16 protein-coding genes are annotated in these 16,008 nt (G+C 64.8%); 9 read left to right on the forward strand and 7 right to left on the reverse strand.

Going from position 1 to position 16,008, the window contains the following annotated elements; translation table 11 throughout:
• Window positions 1-3 precede the first annotated feature (3 nt).
• On the reverse strand, window positions 4-255 hold the full coding sequence (gene rpsP / locus LGQ10_RS13650; RefSeq protein ID WP_058436577.1) for a 30S ribosomal protein S16: 252 nt from the start codon (window positions 253-255) through the stop codon (window positions 4-6).
• A 250-nt stretch (window positions 256-505) separates the two neighbouring features.
• Window positions 506-1,882 carry a signal recognition particle protein gene (ffh, locus tag LGQ10_RS13655; RefSeq protein ID WP_058436578.1) on the reverse strand — a complete coding sequence of 459 codons (1,377 nt, stop codon included), beginning with the start codon at window positions 1,880-1,882 and terminating at the stop codon, window positions 506-508.
• 208 nt (window positions 1,883-2,090) lie between these two features.
• Between ffh and LGQ10_RS13660 the strand changes: the two genes are divergently transcribed.
• The 3 genes from LGQ10_RS13660 (at window position 2,091) to LGQ10_RS13670 (ending at window position 5,758) form a co-directional block, all read left to right on the forward strand.
• Complete coding sequence (locus LGQ10_RS13660) at window positions 2,091-2,903, forward strand: inner membrane protein YpjD (RefSeq protein WP_058436579.1); 813 nt, start codon at window positions 2,091-2,093, stop codon at window positions 2,901-2,903.
• Between the two features lie 9 nt (window positions 2,904-2,912).
• Window positions 2,913-4,142: a transporter associated domain-containing protein gene (locus LGQ10_RS13665; RefSeq protein ID WP_226525855.1), complete on the forward strand. Its 1,230-nt coding sequence runs from the start codon at window positions 2,913-2,915 to the stop codon at window positions 4,140-4,142.
• 299 nt (window positions 4,143-4,441) lie between these two features.
• Window positions 4,442-5,758, forward strand: coding sequence for an MFS transporter (locus LGQ10_RS13670; RefSeq protein ID WP_058434670.1), 1,317 nt, complete (start codon window positions 4,442-4,444; stop codon window positions 5,756-5,758).
• Window positions 5,759-5,834: 76 nt separating this feature from the next.
• On the opposite strand, the gene purT is transcribed toward LGQ10_RS13670, so the two are convergent.
• The 5 genes from purT to LGQ10_RS13695 all read right to left on the reverse strand — a co-directional run bounded on the left by purT (window position 5,835) and on the right by LGQ10_RS13695 (window position 9,063).
• Window positions 5,835-7,016 carry a formate-dependent phosphoribosylglycinamide formyltransferase gene (gene purT / locus LGQ10_RS13675; protein ID WP_058434677.1) on the reverse strand — a complete coding sequence of 394 codons (1,182 nt, stop codon included), beginning with the start codon at window positions 7,014-7,016 and terminating at the stop codon, window positions 5,835-5,837.
• Between the two features lie 94 nt (window positions 7,017-7,110).
• Window positions 7,111-7,578 (reverse strand): VUT family protein, encoded by a 468-nt coding sequence (locus tag LGQ10_RS13680; protein WP_058434671.1) that lies wholly within the window; start codon window positions 7,576-7,578, stop codon window positions 7,111-7,113.
• Window positions 7,579-7,671: 93 nt separating this feature from the next.
• Window positions 7,672-7,887: a DUF1289 domain-containing protein gene (locus tag LGQ10_RS13685; protein WP_226525856.1), complete on the reverse strand. Its 216-nt coding sequence runs from the start codon at window positions 7,885-7,887 to the stop codon at window positions 7,672-7,674.
• Entirely contained in the window at window positions 7,884-8,408 is a 525-nt protein-coding gene (locus LGQ10_RS13690) for a gamma carbonic anhydrase family protein (RefSeq protein ID WP_058434678.1), read from the reverse strand. The genes LGQ10_RS13685 and LGQ10_RS13690 overlap by 4 nt, the downstream gene beginning before the upstream one ends.
• Window positions 8,409-8,463: 55 nt before the next feature.
• Window positions 8,464-9,063, reverse strand: a complete 600-nt coding sequence (locus LGQ10_RS13695; RefSeq protein ID WP_226525857.1) for a CoA pyrophosphatase — start codon at window positions 9,061-9,063, stop codon at window positions 8,464-8,466.
• A gap of 148 nt (window positions 9,064-9,211) precedes the next feature.
• Here LGQ10_RS13695 and LGQ10_RS13700 point away from each other — a divergent pair, with 148 nt between their 5' ends.
• The 6 genes from LGQ10_RS13700 (at window position 9,212) to ptsP (ending at window position 16,003) form a co-directional block, all read left to right on the forward strand.
• Window positions 9,212-9,763, forward strand: coding sequence for an NUDIX hydrolase (locus LGQ10_RS13700; RefSeq protein ID WP_058434674.1), 552 nt, complete (start codon window positions 9,212-9,214; stop codon window positions 9,761-9,763).
• A gap of 48 nt (window positions 9,764-9,811) precedes the next feature.
• Window positions 9,812-10,315, forward strand: coding sequence for a L,D-transpeptidase family protein (locus LGQ10_RS13705; RefSeq protein WP_058434675.1), 504 nt, complete (start codon window positions 9,812-9,814; stop codon window positions 10,313-10,315).
• Window positions 10,316-10,586: 271 nt separating this feature from the next.
• Window positions 10,587-11,318: a GntR family transcriptional regulator gene (locus LGQ10_RS13710; RefSeq protein ID WP_058434676.1), complete on the forward strand. Its 732-nt coding sequence runs from the start codon at window positions 10,587-10,589 to the stop codon at window positions 11,316-11,318.
• A gap of 29 nt (window positions 11,319-11,347) precedes the next feature.
• Entirely contained in the window at window positions 11,348-12,454 is a 1,107-nt protein-coding gene (nagA, locus tag LGQ10_RS13715; RefSeq protein ID WP_226525858.1) for an N-acetylglucosamine-6-phosphate deacetylase, read from the forward strand.
• Window positions 12,435-13,457 carry an SIS domain-containing protein gene (locus tag LGQ10_RS13720; RefSeq protein ID WP_226525859.1) on the forward strand — a complete coding sequence of 341 codons (1,023 nt, stop codon included), beginning with the start codon at window positions 12,435-12,437 and terminating at the stop codon, window positions 13,455-13,457. Before nagA ends, LGQ10_RS13720 begins: the two co-directional genes overlap by 20 nt.
• 26 nt (window positions 13,458-13,483) lie before the next feature.
• Window positions 13,484-16,003: a phosphoenolpyruvate--protein phosphotransferase gene (ptsP, locus tag LGQ10_RS13725; protein WP_226525860.1), complete on the forward strand. Its 2,520-nt coding sequence runs from the start codon at window positions 13,484-13,486 to the stop codon at window positions 16,001-16,003.
• Window positions 16,004-16,008 lie beyond the last annotated feature (5 nt).

Below are 16,008 nucleotides of genomic sequence, written 5' to 3' on the forward strand. Positions count from 1 at the left end.
GGTTCAGGCTGCGGCCTTGGCCGATTCCTTCAGCAGCTGAGCAACGCGCTCAGATGGCTGTGCACCCACGCTCAGCCAGTAGGCTACGCGCTCTTGGTTCACGGACAGACGAACTTCTTGACCACGAGCGATCGGGTTGAAGAAGCCGATTTGTTCTTTGTGCGAACCGTCACGTGGGTTACGGCTGTCGGTCACGGTCAGGTGGTAAAACGGGCGCTTTTTGGAGCCGCCAAGGGCAAGACGGATTGTTAGCATGTGAACATCGTTCCTGTAGTCGGTGCTGCAAATCTAAATGCACAGCGGGCATGGGTGCCCGAAAGGCCGCATATTCTAAGGAATATCCGGACTTTTGCAAATGACTTTTTCCGGCGCCCGTCGGCTGCCATCCAGATTTGCCATGGAGCTGCCATGAGCGGCAGCGGGAGGGAAGGCCCCGATCGGAGGCCTGTCCCGACTTCCACGTCCCCGTGGAAAGAAGCGCCGGCATGACTGCCGACGCGGATTCTCAGATTTTCGGCATTCCGCCGCCGGGCAACATACCGCCCATGCCGCGCATCATCTTGGCCATTCCGCCCTTGGCGGAAAACTTCTTCATCATCTTCTGCATCTGCTTGTGCTGCTTGATCAAGCGACCGATGTCCTGCACCTGGGTGCCGGAGCCCAGGGCGATCCGGCGCTTGCGCGAGCCGCTGATCATCTCCGGATCACGGCGTTCGGCCGGCGTCATGGAATTGATGATGGCTTCCATCTGCTTGAACTGCTTTTCCGCAGCGCCCTGGGCATTGCCCATCTGGGCGAGGTTGACCCCACCGATGTTCGGCAGCTTGTCCATCAGGCCGCCAAGGCCGCCCATGTTCTTCATCTGCTGCAACTGATCGCGGAAGTCTTCAAGATCGAAGCCCTTGCCCTTCTTCAGCTTCTTGGCCAGTTTGTCGGCCTTGTCCTTGTCGAGGGTCTGTTCGGCCTGCTCGATCAGGCTGAGCACGTCGCCCATGCCGAGGATGCGCGAGGCGATCCGCTCGGGATGGAAAGGATCCAGGGCCTCGGTCTTCTCGCCCATACCGATGAACTTGATCGGCTTGCCGGTAATGGCACGCACCGACAGCGCGGCACCACCACGTGCGTCACCATCGACCTTGGTCAGGATCACGCCGGTCAGTGGCAGCGCATCACCGAAGGCCTTGGCGGTATTGGCCGCGTCCTGGCCGGTCATGGCGTCGACCACGAACAGGGTTTCCACCGGCTTGATGGCCGCATGCAGGGCCTGGATCTCGTCCATCATCTCGCCGTCGATATGCAGACGACCGGCGGTGTCGACAATCACCACGTCGATGAACTTGAGTTTGGCTTCCTTTATAGCAGCCTCGGCGATGGCCACCGGCTTCTGGCTCAGGTCCGACGGGAAGAAGGTCACACCGACGTCGTTGGCCAGGGTTTCCAGCTGCTTGATCGCCGCCGGGCGGTAGACGTCCGCGGACACCACCATCACGCTCTTTTTCTTGCGCTCCTTGAGGAAGCGCGCCAGCTTGCCGGCAGTGGTGGTCTTGCCCGCCCCCTGCAGACCGGCCATCAGGACCACCGCCGGCGGGACCGCGCTGAGGTTCAGGTCTTCGTTGGCCGCACCCATCAGGCTTTCCAGCTCGGCCTGGACGATCTTCACGAAGGCCTGGCCCGGGGTCAGGCTGCGCGACACTTCGGTGCCGACCGCACGCTCCTTCACCGAGTTGACGAAGTCCTTGACCACCGGCAGGGCAACGTCGGCTTCGAGCAACGCCATGCGCACTTCGCGCAGGGTGTCTTTGATGTTGTCCTCGGTCAGCTTGGCCTTGCCGGTGACATGGCGCAGCGTCTGCGAGAGACGTTCGGTTAGGTTTTCAAACATGCTCGATCCTTTCAGGCCCAGGGTAGACCGGGGTAATGGCGGCCCAGAGCATGACAAACAAGTGCTCGATGAGCCCGCGGCGTGGGCAGGTCGCGGATTATAGCGAAGACTGTGCGTGGCGCACACCTTGCCGTCTGCTTGCCTGGTCTTTCAGGGCTGTGGGTTCTATGCCAAACTCAGCTGCTTTCGGGCTTGCCTAACAGGATTTATGCTCCCCTTGTCACCCAGCTTGCTACCCACCCTCGCCGCCGCCGTTCTTTATGCCGCTGCGACCCTCTACCAAGGTTCCAGCCTGGCCAAAGGCGCCAAGGCGAACAAGCGCCTGCTGGCTACGCTCGGCATCCTGGCGCTGCTGGCCCATGGCGCCAGCCTGATGACCCACCTGCTGACGCCGGTCGGCCTGGGCCTGGACTTCTTCAGCGCCGCCAGCCTTATCGCAGCAGCGGTCATCGCCCTGACCCTGCTGGCCTGCTGGCGTATCCCCGTGGAAAACCTGCTGGTACTGCTGTTTCCACTGGGCGCCCTGACCACGCTCCTGGCACAGTTCGCTCCCACCGGCACTGTGCCGGTGATCGATGAGGAACCAGGGATACTGGCCCACATCCTGCTGTCGATCCTCGCCTACGGCATGTTCACCATCGCCGTGTTCCAGGCCTTGCTGCTGCTGGTCCAGGACCATCAACTGAAGAACAAGCATCCCTCCGGACTGATCAAGAACTTCCCGCCCCTGCAGACCATGGAAAGCCTGCTGTTCGGTTTCCTCTGGGCCGGCTGGACCCTGCTGTCGCTGTCGCTGATCTCGGGCTGGCTGTTCGTCGAGAACCTGTTCGCCCAGCACCTGGTGCACAAGACCCTGCTGGCCTGCCTGGCCTGGGTGGTGTTCAGCGTGCTGCTTTGGGGACGCAACCGCCTGGGCTGGCGCGGACACAAGGCGATCCGCTGGACCCTGGCAGGTTTCTGCCTGCTGATGCTGGCGTACTTCGGCAGCAAGCTGGTCCGCGAATACATCCTGCACATCTGACGACCGGCCATGACCGACTCCCTGCCCACCGGGCCCATGCTCGCGGTAATCGCCCTGCTGATCGTCTGGTCGGGGCTGTTCACTGCCATCGATGCCGCCCAGTTGCACCTGCTGACCCTGCGCAGCAGCTCGCGCTCCGGAGACAAACCCCTGGCACGCCTGGCTTTCCCCAAGGAAAGCCTGATCCTCTGCAACACCCTGTGCCGGGTACTGGCGGTCATCATCAGCACCTTGCTGGCCCTGTTCTACTGGGCAGAGAACGGCCCATGGCTGGCCTGCCTGGCCAGCACCTGCGGCCTGCTGGTCCTGGCCGAGTACCTGCCACGGACCCTGGCCTTACGCTATCCCGAAGGCACCCTGAACGTCGGCAACAGCCTGCTGGCCATTCCCATGAAGATCGTCTACCCCCTGGCCTGGCTGCTCAATGCCATCGGCCAGACACTGCTGCGGCCATTCGCCAGCAAGGCCAGCGCAGTCAAGCAGAGCGATGACGACCCCGCCCTGCTCGACGATGAACCCACCCCGCAGGAACAGCATTCGCTACCCGGCATCCATGCCCTGGACAACATCACCGTCAACGACATCCTGGTCCCGCGCAGCGAAGTCGACGGCATCAACCTGGACGAGCCGATCGAGCTGATCATTGCCCAGTTGCGCCTCAACCGTCGTACGCGCCTGCCGGTCTTCCACAGCGATATCAACCAGGTTGAAGCGGTGCTCAATACCCGCCAGATCCGCCATCTGCTGCCCGACGCCAGCCTGACCAAAGACACGCTGCTGGCGGCCTGCCATGAGCCCTACTTCGTTCCTGAGAGCACCCCGCTGCAATTGCAGTTGCTCAACTTCCACAAGCAACAGCGGCGCCTGGGCATGGTGGTGGACGAATACGGCGAAGTGCAGGGCATCGTCACCCTGGAAGACATCCTGGAAGAAATCGTCGGCGAATTCGAAAGCGAGCACAGCCTCGACAACCCCCACATTCATCCCCAGGCCGACGGTCGCTACGTGGTGGAGGGCGCCGCCTCGATCCGTGAACTGAACAAAAGCCTGGGCTGGCACCTGCCCAGCGACGGCCCCAAGACCCTCAACGGCCTGGTCACCGAAGCCCTGGAAACCATTCCCGACAGCGCCGTGTGCCTGAAGATCGGTCGCTATCGCCTGGAGATCCTCGAAACCGAGGAGAACCGCGTCAGCCGGGTACTGATCTGGCACACCAGCAGCGCCCCGAATATCCACTGAAACCCCGCAGGTGCGGGGGCTTCATCCGGGCCCCGCCGATCTACTCCCCGGGCAGGCCGCACCCACCGCAAAGCCCCCAACAAGCCCTTGTTGGATCGTTAGCAGCCTTTCTATAATCGAGCGGCTTACCCAAGCCTTGCAGCCCGCCTGCTACCCGCACCCAGCGAGGTCCTGCACGTACCACACGCATCCGTTCGACGTCGCTCCCATCCCGAGCACGACCGCACCAAACCCACATCCCTGGGTGCTCGACCATAATAATTCGCTCCACTGGAGCAATGACTGTCAGGGATAACCGCATGACGACCAGCACGACCTACAGCGCCTCGGCGCCTGCCCAGCCCACCAACTCCGCCAGCCGGGTGGCCACCGCCAGCTTCATCGGCACCGCCATCGAGTTCTACGACTTCTACGTCTACGCCACCGCTGCGGCACTGGTGATCGGCCCCGTGTTCTTTCCCCAGAGCTCCGGCACTGCCCAGATGCTCTCGGCCTTCCTGACCTTTGGCATCGCGTTCCTCGCCCGCCCCCTGGGTTCGGCGCTGTTTGGCCACTTCGGCGACCGTATCGGCCGCAAATCGACCCTGGTCGCCTCGCTGCTGTTGATGGGCGTCTGTACCACGCTGATCGGCGTGCTGCCAGGTTACGACAGCATCGGCGCGTGGGCGCCGATCCTGCTGTGCCTGCTGCGCTTCGGCCAGGGCCTGGGGCTGGGGGGTGAATGGGGCGGCGCAGCGTTGCTGGCCACCGAGAATGCGCCGCCCGGCAAGCGCGCCTGGTTCGGCATGTTCCCGCAACTGGGCCCCTCCATCGGCTTTCTTGCCGCCAACGGCCTGTTCCTGGGCCTGGCCATGGGCCTGGACGACCAGCAGTTCCGCTCCTGGGGCTGGCGCATTCCCTTCCTGCTCAGCGCAGCGCTGGTGCTGGTCGGGCTCTATGTGCGCCTGAAACTCCACGAAACCCCGATCTTCGCCAACGCGGTGGCTCGCCATGAACGAGTGAAGATGCCGCTGATCGAGCTCTTCAGCCAATACTGGCTGCCAGTGCTGCTGGGAGCGGCCGCCATGGTGGTGTGTTATGCGCTGTTCTACATCTCCACCGTGTTCTCCCTCAGCTATGGGGTGTCGACCCTGGGCTACAGCCGTGAAACCTTCCTCGGCCTTTTGTGCTTTGCCGTCTTGTTCATGGCCGCGGCCACGCCGCTGGCGGCCTGGGCCAGTGACCGCTTCGGGCGCAAGCCGGTGCTGATCGTCGGGGGCGTGCTGGCCATTCTTTCCGGCTTCACCATGGAACCGCTGCTGACCCAGGGCTCCACCGCGGGGGTGGCGCTGTTCCTGTGCATCGAGCTGTTTCTGATGGGCGTGACCTTCGCCCCGATGGGCGCCCTGCTGCCGGAGCTGTTTCCGACCCACGTGCGCTACACCGGTGCTTCGGCGGCCTATAACCTGGGGGGTATCGTCGGAGCCTCGGCGGCCCCGTTCTTCGCCCAGAAACTGGTGACGATGGGCGGCTTGAGCTGGGTGGGGGGATATGTCTCGGGGGCAGCGATCCTGAGCCTGATCGCCGTGTTGTGCCTGAAGGAAACGCGCAATAACGATCTGAACCGGGTCGCCTGAGCGGCCGCTTCGCGAGCAAGCTCGCTCCTACAGGTCGGCGCGACCTGGTAGGAGCAAGGCTTGCCCGCGATGTTTTTTACAGCTCTACAACGACGGCCTGGGAGGCTCGGGTCGCCTTGGCCCGCGCCGCCTCGATGGACTCGTCGCGAGCCAGGGCCACGCCCATGCGGCGCTGACCGTTGACTTCCGGCTTGCCGAACAGGCGCAGCGCGGTATCCGGTTCGCTCAGGGCAACACCCAGGTTGGCGAATGCCGTCTGGGTCGACTGGCCTTCCACCAGGATCACCGCCGATGCCGATGGCCCGAACTGGCGAATCAGCGGGATCGGCAAGCCGAGAATCGCCCGCGCATGCAGGGCAAACTGGGACAGGTCCTGGGAAATCAGGGTCACCAGACCCGTGTCATGGGGACGCGGCGAGACTTCGCTGAACCACACCTGGTCGCCCTTGATGAACAGCTCCACGCCGAACAGGCCACGACCACCCAGGGCCTCGGTCACCGCCTTGGCGACCCGCTCGGACTCGGCCAAGGCCTTCGCAGTCATGGCCTGGGGCTGCCAGGACTCCTGATAATCACCCTTCTCCTGACGGTGGCCAACCGGCGCGCAGAACGTCGTGCCGCCGGCGTGACGCACGGTCAGCAGGGTGATTTCGTAGTCGAAGTCGATGAAACCCTCGATGATCACCCGGCCCTTGCCGGCCCGGCCGCCTTCCTGGGCGTAATCCCAGGCTCCCTGCACGTCATCGACACTGCGCAGCAGGCTCTGGCCCTTGCCCGAGGAGCTCATCACCGGCTTGACCACGCAAGGGAAGCCCAGGTCCTGAACGGCCTTGCTGTAGTCCTCGAACGTGTCGGCGAAGTGGTACGGCGAGGTCGGCAGGTCCAGCTCCTCGGCGGCCAGGCGACGGATGCCTTCGCGGTTCATGGTCAGCTGGGTGGCCCGGGCAGTGGGGATCACGGTGAAACCCTCGGCCTCCAGCTCCACCAGGGTCGCGGTGGCGATGGCTTCGATTTCCGGCACGATGAAATGCGGTTTTTCCGCCTCGATCACCGCCCGCAGCGCCGCGCCGTCAAGCATGTTGACCACGTGGCTGCGGTGGGCCACCTGCATCGCCGGGGCATTGGCATAGCGGTCCACGGCAATCACTTCCACGCCCAGGCGTTGCAGCTCGATCACCACCTCCTTGCCCAACTCACCACAGCCACAAAGCAAGACGCGGGTCGCGGTTGGCGACAATGGAGTTCCGATACGAGTCATCTGGAGGTCCTCAAGGAAGCGGATCATCGAAGGCCGAGCGCCAGGCTGGCGACCCGGGAAAGCGCGGCATTTTACATGAACCGCGACCTTTGGCTCAGCTGGCGCACGCGGCCTTGCGCAAACGCCAGGCCATGGCCAGCCAGACCACGGTAACCCCGGCGAACTTGGAGCCCAGGGCAGTGAGGATCACGCCCGGGGTCAGGGCATCGATCAGGCCGAAGAAGATGAAGGTATCCAGGGGAATGCTCAGCGCCGAGCTGATCCACAGGCGGTCGTGCAAGGGGCGTTTGGTGATGCTGAAGACCAGCCAGTCGATGCACTCCGAGACAGCGAACGCAGTGGCGCTGGCCAGGGCGATGGCCGGGTCGGAGGTCACGTAGGACAACACCAGGGCCGCCAGCATGGCAACGAGGGCGCCATGACCAAAGCGCGTCTGCACCATGTCACGCAGGACGAACACCAGCCCGCCCCAGGCCGACCAGATGATGTCCAGGTGCGGAGCGGTGGAAAAGGCATAGTTGATCAGCACGACACTGCCGATATAGGCGATCAGGAAGAGCATGGGTGCGAAGGGTACCTGTCAGGAAGGTGCACAGGTTACTTCAGGCACGCGGGTTGGGCCAAGAACGACCTGGAGTGCGCGGCTGGGCAGCGATCAGCCGTCGGTGCCGGAGCCCACCGCCCACAGCAATCCACTGTCCCTGGCCCGCTCATGACACAAGGCCAGCACCGCGCGCCGCTCAGCATTGTCCATGCGCCCCCAGCGAGTGATCTCCGCCACCGTGCGCTGGCAACCGGTGCAGACATCCTGTTCATCCAGGGCGCAGATGCTCACGCAAGGCGAGGCCACGGGTTTTTCCGCGCTGCTCATGCCTCCTGCTCGACCAGGTCCCGCGCGTAACGCTGGGCGTTGTGCACGTAGTGGGCGGCACTGGCCTCGAGCATCTTTTTCTGCGGTTCGGTAAGTTCGCGCACTACCTTGCCCGGTGAACCCATGACCAGCGAGCCGTCGGGAATTTCCTTGCCTTCGCCGATCAGCGAGTTGGCGCCAATGATGCAGTTCTTGCCGATCTTCGCGCCGTTGAGGATCACCGCATTGATGCCGATCAGGCTGTAGTCGCCCACGGTGCAACCATGCAGCATGGCATTGTGGCCAATGGTCACCCCGGTGCCGATGGTCAGCGGATACCCCATGTCGGTGTGCATCACGGTGCCGTCCTGGACGTTGCTGTGCCTGCCGATCAGGATCAACTCGTTGTCGCCCCGCAGCACGGCGTTGAACCAGACACTGGCGCCCTCTTCCAGCTTGACCTTGCCCACCAGCGTGGCATTCGGGGCTACCCAGCTCTGTGGATGGGTTTCGACGCGGGCATCGCCCAGGCGGTATTTCATCTTGTTGTCCTCATGGCTCAGGCAGCCGCGGGTAGGTGCCATACGTGCGATGGCTTCAGAGGGTGACGGAATTCTTCGGTGGGTGGCGCAGGCTGATCCCGGCGTCATACAGCAGGTTGACCAGCTCGACGATCATGATCGCGGTCAGCCCCCAGATCTTGAACTCGCCGAAACGATAGCTGGGAACGTACCAGCTGCGCCCCTGGTAGTCGATGCGATGGGTATGTTCCCTGGGGTCGTGGCGGAAAAACTCCAGGGGCACGCTGAAGACCGCGGCGATCTCGGCGTCGTTGGCGCGATACTCGACGAAGTCGGGAATCACCCCGACATACGGCGTGACCTTGATTCCGTGCTTGGAGATCAACTGGCTCAAGGGGCCGACGACTTCCACCAGGCCTGGCGGCAGGCCGATTTCCTCCTCGGCTTCGCGCAGCGCGGTGAAGACCAGGTCCGGGTCTTCCGGATCGCGTCGCCCACCGGGAAATGCCACTTCGCCACCATGGGTGGAAAGCCCGCTGGCGCGAAGGGTCAGTACCAGTTCAGGCTCTTCGCTGCGGGTGATGGGCACCAGCACCGCGGCCTCGGGAAAACGTCGGTCGGTCTCCACTGTACGCGGTGTGTAATGGCTTACCCGATGAAGTAGCTCGTCCAGCATGAGGCGTCTCGATCTGTTGGCTACCGTGCATCATGCACCAATCCCATCAGCCGCCCAACCCCTGCTCCCCGGGCATGTCGCTTAAGGACAACTTGCCGACAACAGGCGACCCGCGCCAAGATAGCCGCAGCCTTTTCGGACAACCCCCATGAAATTTTGCAGCCAGTGCGGCAACCCGGTGACCCAGCGCATTCCCGAAGGCGATTCGCGCCTGCGCTTCGTCTGCGATCACTGCCAGACCATCCACTACCAGAACCCCAACATCGTCGCCGGCTGCCTGGCCACCTGGGAAGGCCAGGTCCTGCTGTGCCGCCGGGCCATCGAGCCACGCCTGGGCTACTGGACCCTGCCCGCCGGTTTCATGGAGAACGGCGAGACCGTGGAACAGGGGGCCATCCGCGAAACCTTCGAGGAGGCCTGCGCCCGGGTGCGCGACCTCAGCTTCTATACCCTGATCGACGTCCCGCACATCAGCCAGGTGCATGTGTTCTTTCGCGCGGAACTGGCCGACCTGGATTTCGCCCCCGGCCCCGAAAGCCTTGAAGTGCGCCTGTTCGCCGAGGCGGATATCCCTTGGTCCGAGCTGGCTTTTCGCACCGTCGGCCGTACCTTAGAATGCTTCTTCGCTGACCGGCGGGCAGGGGCTTTTCAAGTCCGTACCGAATCCATCCCGCCACTCGCTCAGCCCGCCATCAGTTAAACAATAATCGTGCACGGGGCCCCGTGCGCGCCTGGGGATATCGTGTCAATGCGCTGGTTGCTTGCCCTGCTGTGCTGTTCATTCGTCGCTGTTTCCCAGGCCTCCACCTTAGAAACCCTGGGCGGCAAGACCGTCGAAAAGGTCCTGGTACTCAAGTCTGCCCATCAACTGCAGTTGATCAATGACGGCAAACCCCTGAAGACCTACCGCATTTCCCTGGGCAAGAAACCCAAGGGGCCCAAGCTCATGGAAGGTGACAAGCGCACCCCCGAGGGCCTCTACTGGCTCGACTGGCGCAAGACCAGCGACCGCTACTACCTGGCCATGCACATTTCCTACCCGAACATCAGCGACGCCGCGCGCTCACGTCGCGAAGGCGTGCCCCCCGGCAGCATGATCATGATCCATGGCACTCCAGACACCGAGGAGTTCCCCGAGCAGTACTTCCATACCCTGGACTGGACCGACGGCTGCATCGCCATGCGCAACGTCGACATGCGCGAGATCTGGGGGCTGGTCAAGGACGGCACCATGATCGAAATCCGCCCATAACCCCTCGCCTGCAAAAAATATTTTCCTTCCGGCGTGCGCCCCGCACGCCCATACCACTTGGCGATCCGCTCCGGGTCGCGCCCTGCCCCATGGCCCTCGCTGCCAGACCTGCCTAATACCACTTCAATCCTTTATCCTCACCGACACCCCGACAGTGCCCGTAAAGCCTCGCCAACGACGAAACAGTGGCGTTGACATGGTATTTAAGTGGTATTAATTTTCCGGCACTACCGGGCGAAAACAACCTATAACCGCATCGGAAAACCTGACCATGAATCACCTTCTGAACCTGCGCCCGGACGACACCCAGCCCACCCCGCTGTACCTGCAACTGGCTCGCAACCTGGAAGCGGCGATCCACGCCGGCCAATGGAAAGCCGAGCAGGCACTGCCCTCGGAGCGCAACCTGAGCGAACTGCTGGGCATCTCCCGGGTGACTGCGCGCAAGGCCTTGGAAGTGCTCTTCGAGCAAGGCCTGATCCGCCGCAGCCAGGGTTCCGGCACCTTCATCACCCCGCGCCTGGAACAACCGCTGTCCCGGCTTTCCGGCTTCAGCGAGATGCTGCGCCTCAAGGGCTTCGTTCCCGGCTCCCAATGGCTGGAACGCACCCTCACCCCGCCCACCCACGAAGAACTGATCCGCCTGGGCCTGTCGCCCAACGACAAGGTGGCGCGCCTCAAGCGCCTGCGCAAAGCCGACGACGTGGTGATGGCGATCGAGATGAGCACCCTGCCCGCACGCATCATTGCCCGCCCCGAGGCGGTAGGCGACTCCCTCTATGAATACCTCGATGGCATCGGCCGCCCTGTGGTGCGGGCGCTGCAGCATATCCAGGCAATCAATGCCTCGGACGAGTTCGCCGCCCTGGTGGGTATCGCCCCCGGCACCGCGATGCTGCTGATGACCCGCGTCGGTTACCTGGAAGACAACACGCCGATCGAGGTCACCGACACCTACTGCCGCAACGACTACTACGACTTCGTCGCTGAATTGCGACGCTGAGCCCGATTTCAGGAGGCCGAGAAACCCCCATGTCCGAAGCCAACATACTCACCCCACAAGGCTGGATCCGCGGCCACCTGGAGCATCATCAAGGCAAGGTGACGGCCATCCATGGCAGCCCCTGTGATCCGGTGGACAACGACCTGCCCTATCTGCTGCCCGGTTTCATCGACCTGCATGTGCACGGCGGTGGCGGCAAGGACATCATGCAGGGCAAGGACGCCTTCGAGACCATCGCCCGCACCCATGTGCGCTTTGGCACCACGTCGCTGCTGGCCACCACCATGACCGCACCCAGCGCGGAAATCCGCCAGGTGCTGGAGCAACTGGGCCAGTACGCCCGGCAGCGACCTGTCGGCTCCGCCCGAGTCCTGGGGGTGCACCTGGAAGGCCCCTTCATCAACCCCGGCAAGCTTGGCGCCCAGCCCAACTTCGCTCATACAGCGCTGCTGGCGGAAATCGAGCAGTACCTGGAGCTGGCGCCGATCCGGGTGATCACCATCGCCCCGGAGATCGCCGGCCACAACGACTTGATCCGCACCCTGAGCGAGCGCGGGTTGCGCATGCAGATCGGCCACACCCTGGGCAGCTATGAAGAAGGCGTGGCCGCTCTCGCCGCCGGCGCCACCAGCTTCACCCACCTGTACAACGCCATGAGCCCGCTGCACCACCGCGAGCCGGGCATCGTTGGCGCCGCCCTGGCCCATGCGCAGTACGCCGAGCTGATTCCCGACCTGCTGCACGTGCACCCCGGGGCGATGCGCGTGGCCCTGCGCTCGATTCCTTGCCTGTACTGCGTTACCGATTCCACCGCCGCCGCCGGCATGCCCGATGGCGAGTACCGGCTGGGCAGCCACACCGTGACCAAATGCCTGGGCGGCGTACGCCTGCCGGACGGCACCCTGGCCGGGAGCACCCTGACCATGGACCAGGCCCTGCGCAACCTGGTGAAGATCGGCCTGCCGCTGGCCGAGGCCTCGCAACGCCTGTCGCAATTTCCCGCCGACTACCTCGGCCTCCCCGAACGCGGCCGCCTGCAACCAGGCAGTTGGGCCGACAGCGTGCGCCTGGATCGCGCACTCAAACTGACCGCCGTCATGGTCGAAGGAGAAGAACTTGACTTCCAAGATGCTTGAAGAGGCGCTGTCCTCGCACACCGCCGTGAGCAACCAGCTGCAGCACCTGGATCCATCGCTGGTGGAAGTGGCCGGGCGCCTGCGGCGCCAGCCGCCACAAGTGGCGATGACCGTGGCCCGGGGCAGCTCCGACCACGCCGCCAGCTACTTCGCCTACCTGACCATGCAACAGGTGGGCATTCCGGTGGCGTCCCTGCCGATGTCGGTGGTCACCATGCAGCAGGCGCCATTGCGGGTCAGTGGCCAGGCGGTCTTCGCCTTCTCGCAGTCGGGCCAGAGCCCCGACCTGGTGAACAGCGTGCGCTTGTTGCGCAAGCGTGGCGCTCTCACCGTCGGCATGGTCAATGCCCCGAACAGCCCACTGGAAGCTGCCAGCGAGTTTTCCCTGCCGCTGTACGCCGGAACCGAACAGAGCGTTGCCGCTACCAAGAGCTTCATCGCCACCCTCAGCGCCAGCGCCCGGCTGATCGGCCACTGGAACGAGGACGCGCACCTGCTCGAAGCCGGCCTGGCCCTGCCCGAGGGCCTGGAGCGCGCCGCGAGCCAGGACTGGAGCCCGGCCGTCGAAGCCCTGCGCGGTTGCCAGCGGCTGATGGTGATCGGCCGCGGCGCGGGTTTTGCAATCGCCCAGGAGGCCGCGCTCAAGCTCAAGGAAACCTCGGCGATCCAGGCCGAAGCCTTCAGCAGCGCCGAAGTCCGCCATGGCCCGATGGCCTTGATCGAGCACGACTACCCCTTGCTGGTGTTCGCCCCTCGTGGCGTGGAACAAGGTGGCCTGCTGAGCCTGGCCGCCGACATGCGCCAGCGCGGCGCCAAGGTGCTGCTGGCGGCACCGGACGACATCCAGGAACGGGACCTGCCCTTGCTCCAGGCCGAACACCCGGCGCTGGACCCGGTCCTGGCGATCCAGAGTTTCTACGTCATGGCCGCCGGGTTGGCCGGAGCCCGCCGCATGGACCCCGACCAGCCACGCCACCTGAGCAAAGTGACCCGCACTCACTAAGCCCCCTGATTGATGAGTACTGCGCCATGCACAACAACAATAACGATCTGACGCTCAGTGCCCCGCTAGCCGGGCCCGTACTGCCACTGCGCAGCGTTCCCGACCCGGTGTTCGCCACCGGGGCCATGGGCGACGGGATTGCCATCGACCCGCTCAACGATACCCTGCATGCCCCTTGCGCCGGCCAGGTGCTCCAGGTCGCACGCACCGGCCACGCCGTGACCCTGCGGGCCGACAACGGCGCCGAGGTGCTGCTGCACCTGGGCCTGGATACAGTCGAGTTGAAAGGTGAAGGCTTCCACGTGCTGGTCCAGGAAGGGCAGCGCGTCAGCGCCGGCCAGCCCCTGCTGCGGTTCGACCTGGACTATGTCGCGCAGCACTGCCGGAGCCTGATCAGCCTGCTGATCCTGACCAATGGCGACGCATTCGACCTGCGCCCGCTGAGCCTGAGCCCGGTCAAGGTCGGCGAGCCGCTGCTGCACCTCACCCGGCGCGTCCTGGACCCGGCTCGGCCGCCCGTCACGGAGGCCTTGGGCGAACAGGCCAGCGCCCGGGTCAAGGTCGCCCACCGCGGCGGCCTGCATGCCCGTCCCGCCGCCCTGGTCCGCCAGTGCGCCGCCGGCTTCGCCAGCCAGTCGCACCTGACCTTCAAGGACAAGAGCGCCCCCTGCACGAGCCTGGTGGCCCTGATGGGCCTGGGTATCGGCGAACAGGATGAAGTACAGGTCAGTTGTCAGGGAGCCGATTGCCAGGCGGCCTTGCAGGCACTGCTCAAGACCCTGGGCACGGCACTGGACACGCACGCCCATCCAGCACCCGTCACCGCCCCGGTCATCCAGCGTCCCGCCGAAGATGGCGTACTGCATGGCGTCTGCGCCGCCCCGGGGCTGATCGCCGGCCCGCTGCTGCGGCTCGATGCCCTGCAATTGCCGCCAGACCACGGCCAGCATCAGCCCGAGGAACAGCGCCAGGCCCTGGGCGCTGCCCTGGAGCAGGTGCGCAGCGATATCCGCCAGACCCTGGAGCAGGCCCGACAACGCCGGGACCAGGAAGAACAGGACATTTTCAACGCCCACCTGGCTTTGTTGGAGGACCCAACCCTGCTGGATGCGGCCCACGCCACCATCGCCCAGGGCCGGGCCGCCACCCACGCCTGGAGTGCGGCCATCACCGAGCAGTGCCAGGTGCTGCAGCAACTGGACAGTCCGCTACTGGCAGAACGCGCCAATGATCTGCGGGATCTGCAACAGCGCGTGTTGCGGGCGCTGCTGGGAGAAACCTGGCACTACGACCTGCCGCCCGGAGCGCTGGTCGCTGCCGAGGAGCTGACGCCATCGGACCTGCTGCAACTGAGTGCCCAGGGCGTGGCCGGCCTGTGCATGGTCGCTGGCGGTGCGACCTCCCACGTCGCGATCCTGGCCCGGGGCAAGGGCTTGCCCTGCCTGGTGGCCCTGGGTCAGGAAATCCTGCATGTGGACAGCGGCCGGCAGGTGGTACTGGATGCCGACGGCGGACGCCTGGAACTGGCCCCCTCGCCGCAGCGGCTCCAGCAGGTCATGCACGCCCACGAGGCCCGCCAGCAACGCCGCGCCGTGCAGCAACAGCAAGCCCGTGAGCCGGCCCTGACCCAGGATGGACTGTCGATCGAGGTGGCGGCCAACGTGGCGTGCAGTGATGAAGCCCGGGAGGCGCACCTGGGTGGCGCCGACGGCATCGGTTTGCTGCGCACCGAGTTCCTGTTCGTCGACCGCCAGCATGCCCCGGACGAGGCGGAACAGCGCCAGGCCTACCAGGCCGTGCTGGATGCCATGGGCGACAAGCCGGTGATCATCCGCACCATCGACGTGGGCGGCGACAAGCAGCTGGACTACCTGCCCCTGCCGGCCGAAGCCAACCCGGTGCTCGGCTTGCGCGGCATTCGCCTGGCCCAGGCGCGGCCAGAGTTGCTGGACCAGCAATTGCGAGCGCTGCTGCAAGTCACGCCCACGGAGCGCTGCCGGGTGATGCTGCCAATGGTCACCGAAGTGGCCGAGCTGCTGCAGATCCGCCAGCGCCTGGACGCCCTGGCCAGCGAGCTGGGAGTGAGCCAGCGGCCGGAACTGGGGGTGATGATCGAAGTCCCGGCAGCGGCGCTGATGGCCGAGCACCTGGCCGAACACGCCGATTTCCTGTCCATCGGCACCAACGACTTGTCCCAGTACACCCTGGCCATGGACCGCGACCACGCCGGGCTGGCCTCACGGGTCGATGCCTTGCATCCGGCGCTGCTGCGACTGATCGCCCAGACCTGCACCGGCGCCGCACGCCACGGGCGCTGGGTCGGAGTCTGCGGCGCCCTGGCCTCCGATCCCCTAGCGACGCCGGTGCTGATTGGCCTGGGTGTCAGCGAACTGTCGGTCAGTCCTCCCCAGGTCGGGGAGATCAAGGACCGGGTCCGCCAGCTCGATGCGCGCCAGTGTCGCCAGCTCAGCCAGGCGCTGCTCGACCTGCCCGGCGCCGCCGCAGTCCGCCAGGCCTGCGCGCAGCATTGGCCTCTACAACCATAAGAACA

It is taken from the genome of Pseudomonas sp. L5B5, assembly GCF_020520285.1.
Taxonomy (GTDB): Bacteria; Pseudomonadota; Gammaproteobacteria; order Pseudomonadales; family Pseudomonadaceae; genus Aquipseudomonas.

Coding starts and splice junctions, on each gene's coding strand:
- rpsP (WP_058436577.1), bottom strand. CDS start 255: ATGCTAACAATCCGTCTTGCCCTTGGCGGCTCCAAAAAGCGCCCGTTT.
- ffh (WP_058436578.1), bottom strand. CDS start 1,882: ATGTTTGAAAACCTAACCGAACGTCTCTCGCAGACGCTGCGCCATGTC.
- LGQ10_RS13660 (WP_058436579.1), top strand. CDS start 2,091: ATGCTCCCCTTGTCACCCAGCTTGCTACCCACCCTCGCCGCCGCCGTT.
- LGQ10_RS13665 (WP_226525855.1), top strand. CDS start 2,913: ATGACCGACTCCCTGCCCACCGGGCCCATGCTCGCGGTAATCGCCCTG.
- LGQ10_RS13670 (WP_058434670.1), top strand. CDS start 4,442: ATGACGACCAGCACGACCTACAGCGCCTCGGCGCCTGCCCAGCCCACC.
- purT (WP_058434677.1), bottom strand. CDS start 7,016: ATGACTCGTATCGGAACTCCATTGTCGCCAACCGCGACCCGCGTCTTG.
- LGQ10_RS13680 (WP_058434671.1), bottom strand. CDS start 7,578: ATGCTCTTCCTGATCGCCTATATCGGCAGTGTCGTGCTGATCAACTAT.
- LGQ10_RS13685 (WP_226525856.1), bottom strand. CDS start 7,887: ATGAGCAGCGCGGAAAAACCCGTGGCCTCGCCTTGCGTGAGCATCTGC.
- LGQ10_RS13690 (WP_058434678.1), bottom strand. CDS start 8,408: ATGAAATACCGCCTGGGCGATGCCCGCGTCGAAACCCATCCACAGAGC.
- LGQ10_RS13695 (WP_226525857.1), bottom strand. CDS start 9,063: ATGCTGGACGAGCTACTTCATCGGGTAAGCCATTACACACCGCGTACA.
- LGQ10_RS13700 (WP_058434674.1), top strand. CDS start 9,212: ATGAAATTTTGCAGCCAGTGCGGCAACCCGGTGACCCAGCGCATTCCC.
- LGQ10_RS13705 (WP_058434675.1), top strand. CDS start 9,812: ATGCGCTGGTTGCTTGCCCTGCTGTGCTGTTCATTCGTCGCTGTTTCC.
- LGQ10_RS13710 (WP_058434676.1), top strand. CDS start 10,587: ATGAATCACCTTCTGAACCTGCGCCCGGACGACACCCAGCCCACCCCG.
- nagA (WP_226525858.1), top strand. CDS start 11,348: ATGTCCGAAGCCAACATACTCACCCCACAAGGCTGGATCCGCGGCCAC.
- ptsP (WP_226525860.1), top strand. CDS start 13,484: ATGCACAACAACAATAACGATCTGACGCTCAGTGCCCCGCTAGCCGGG.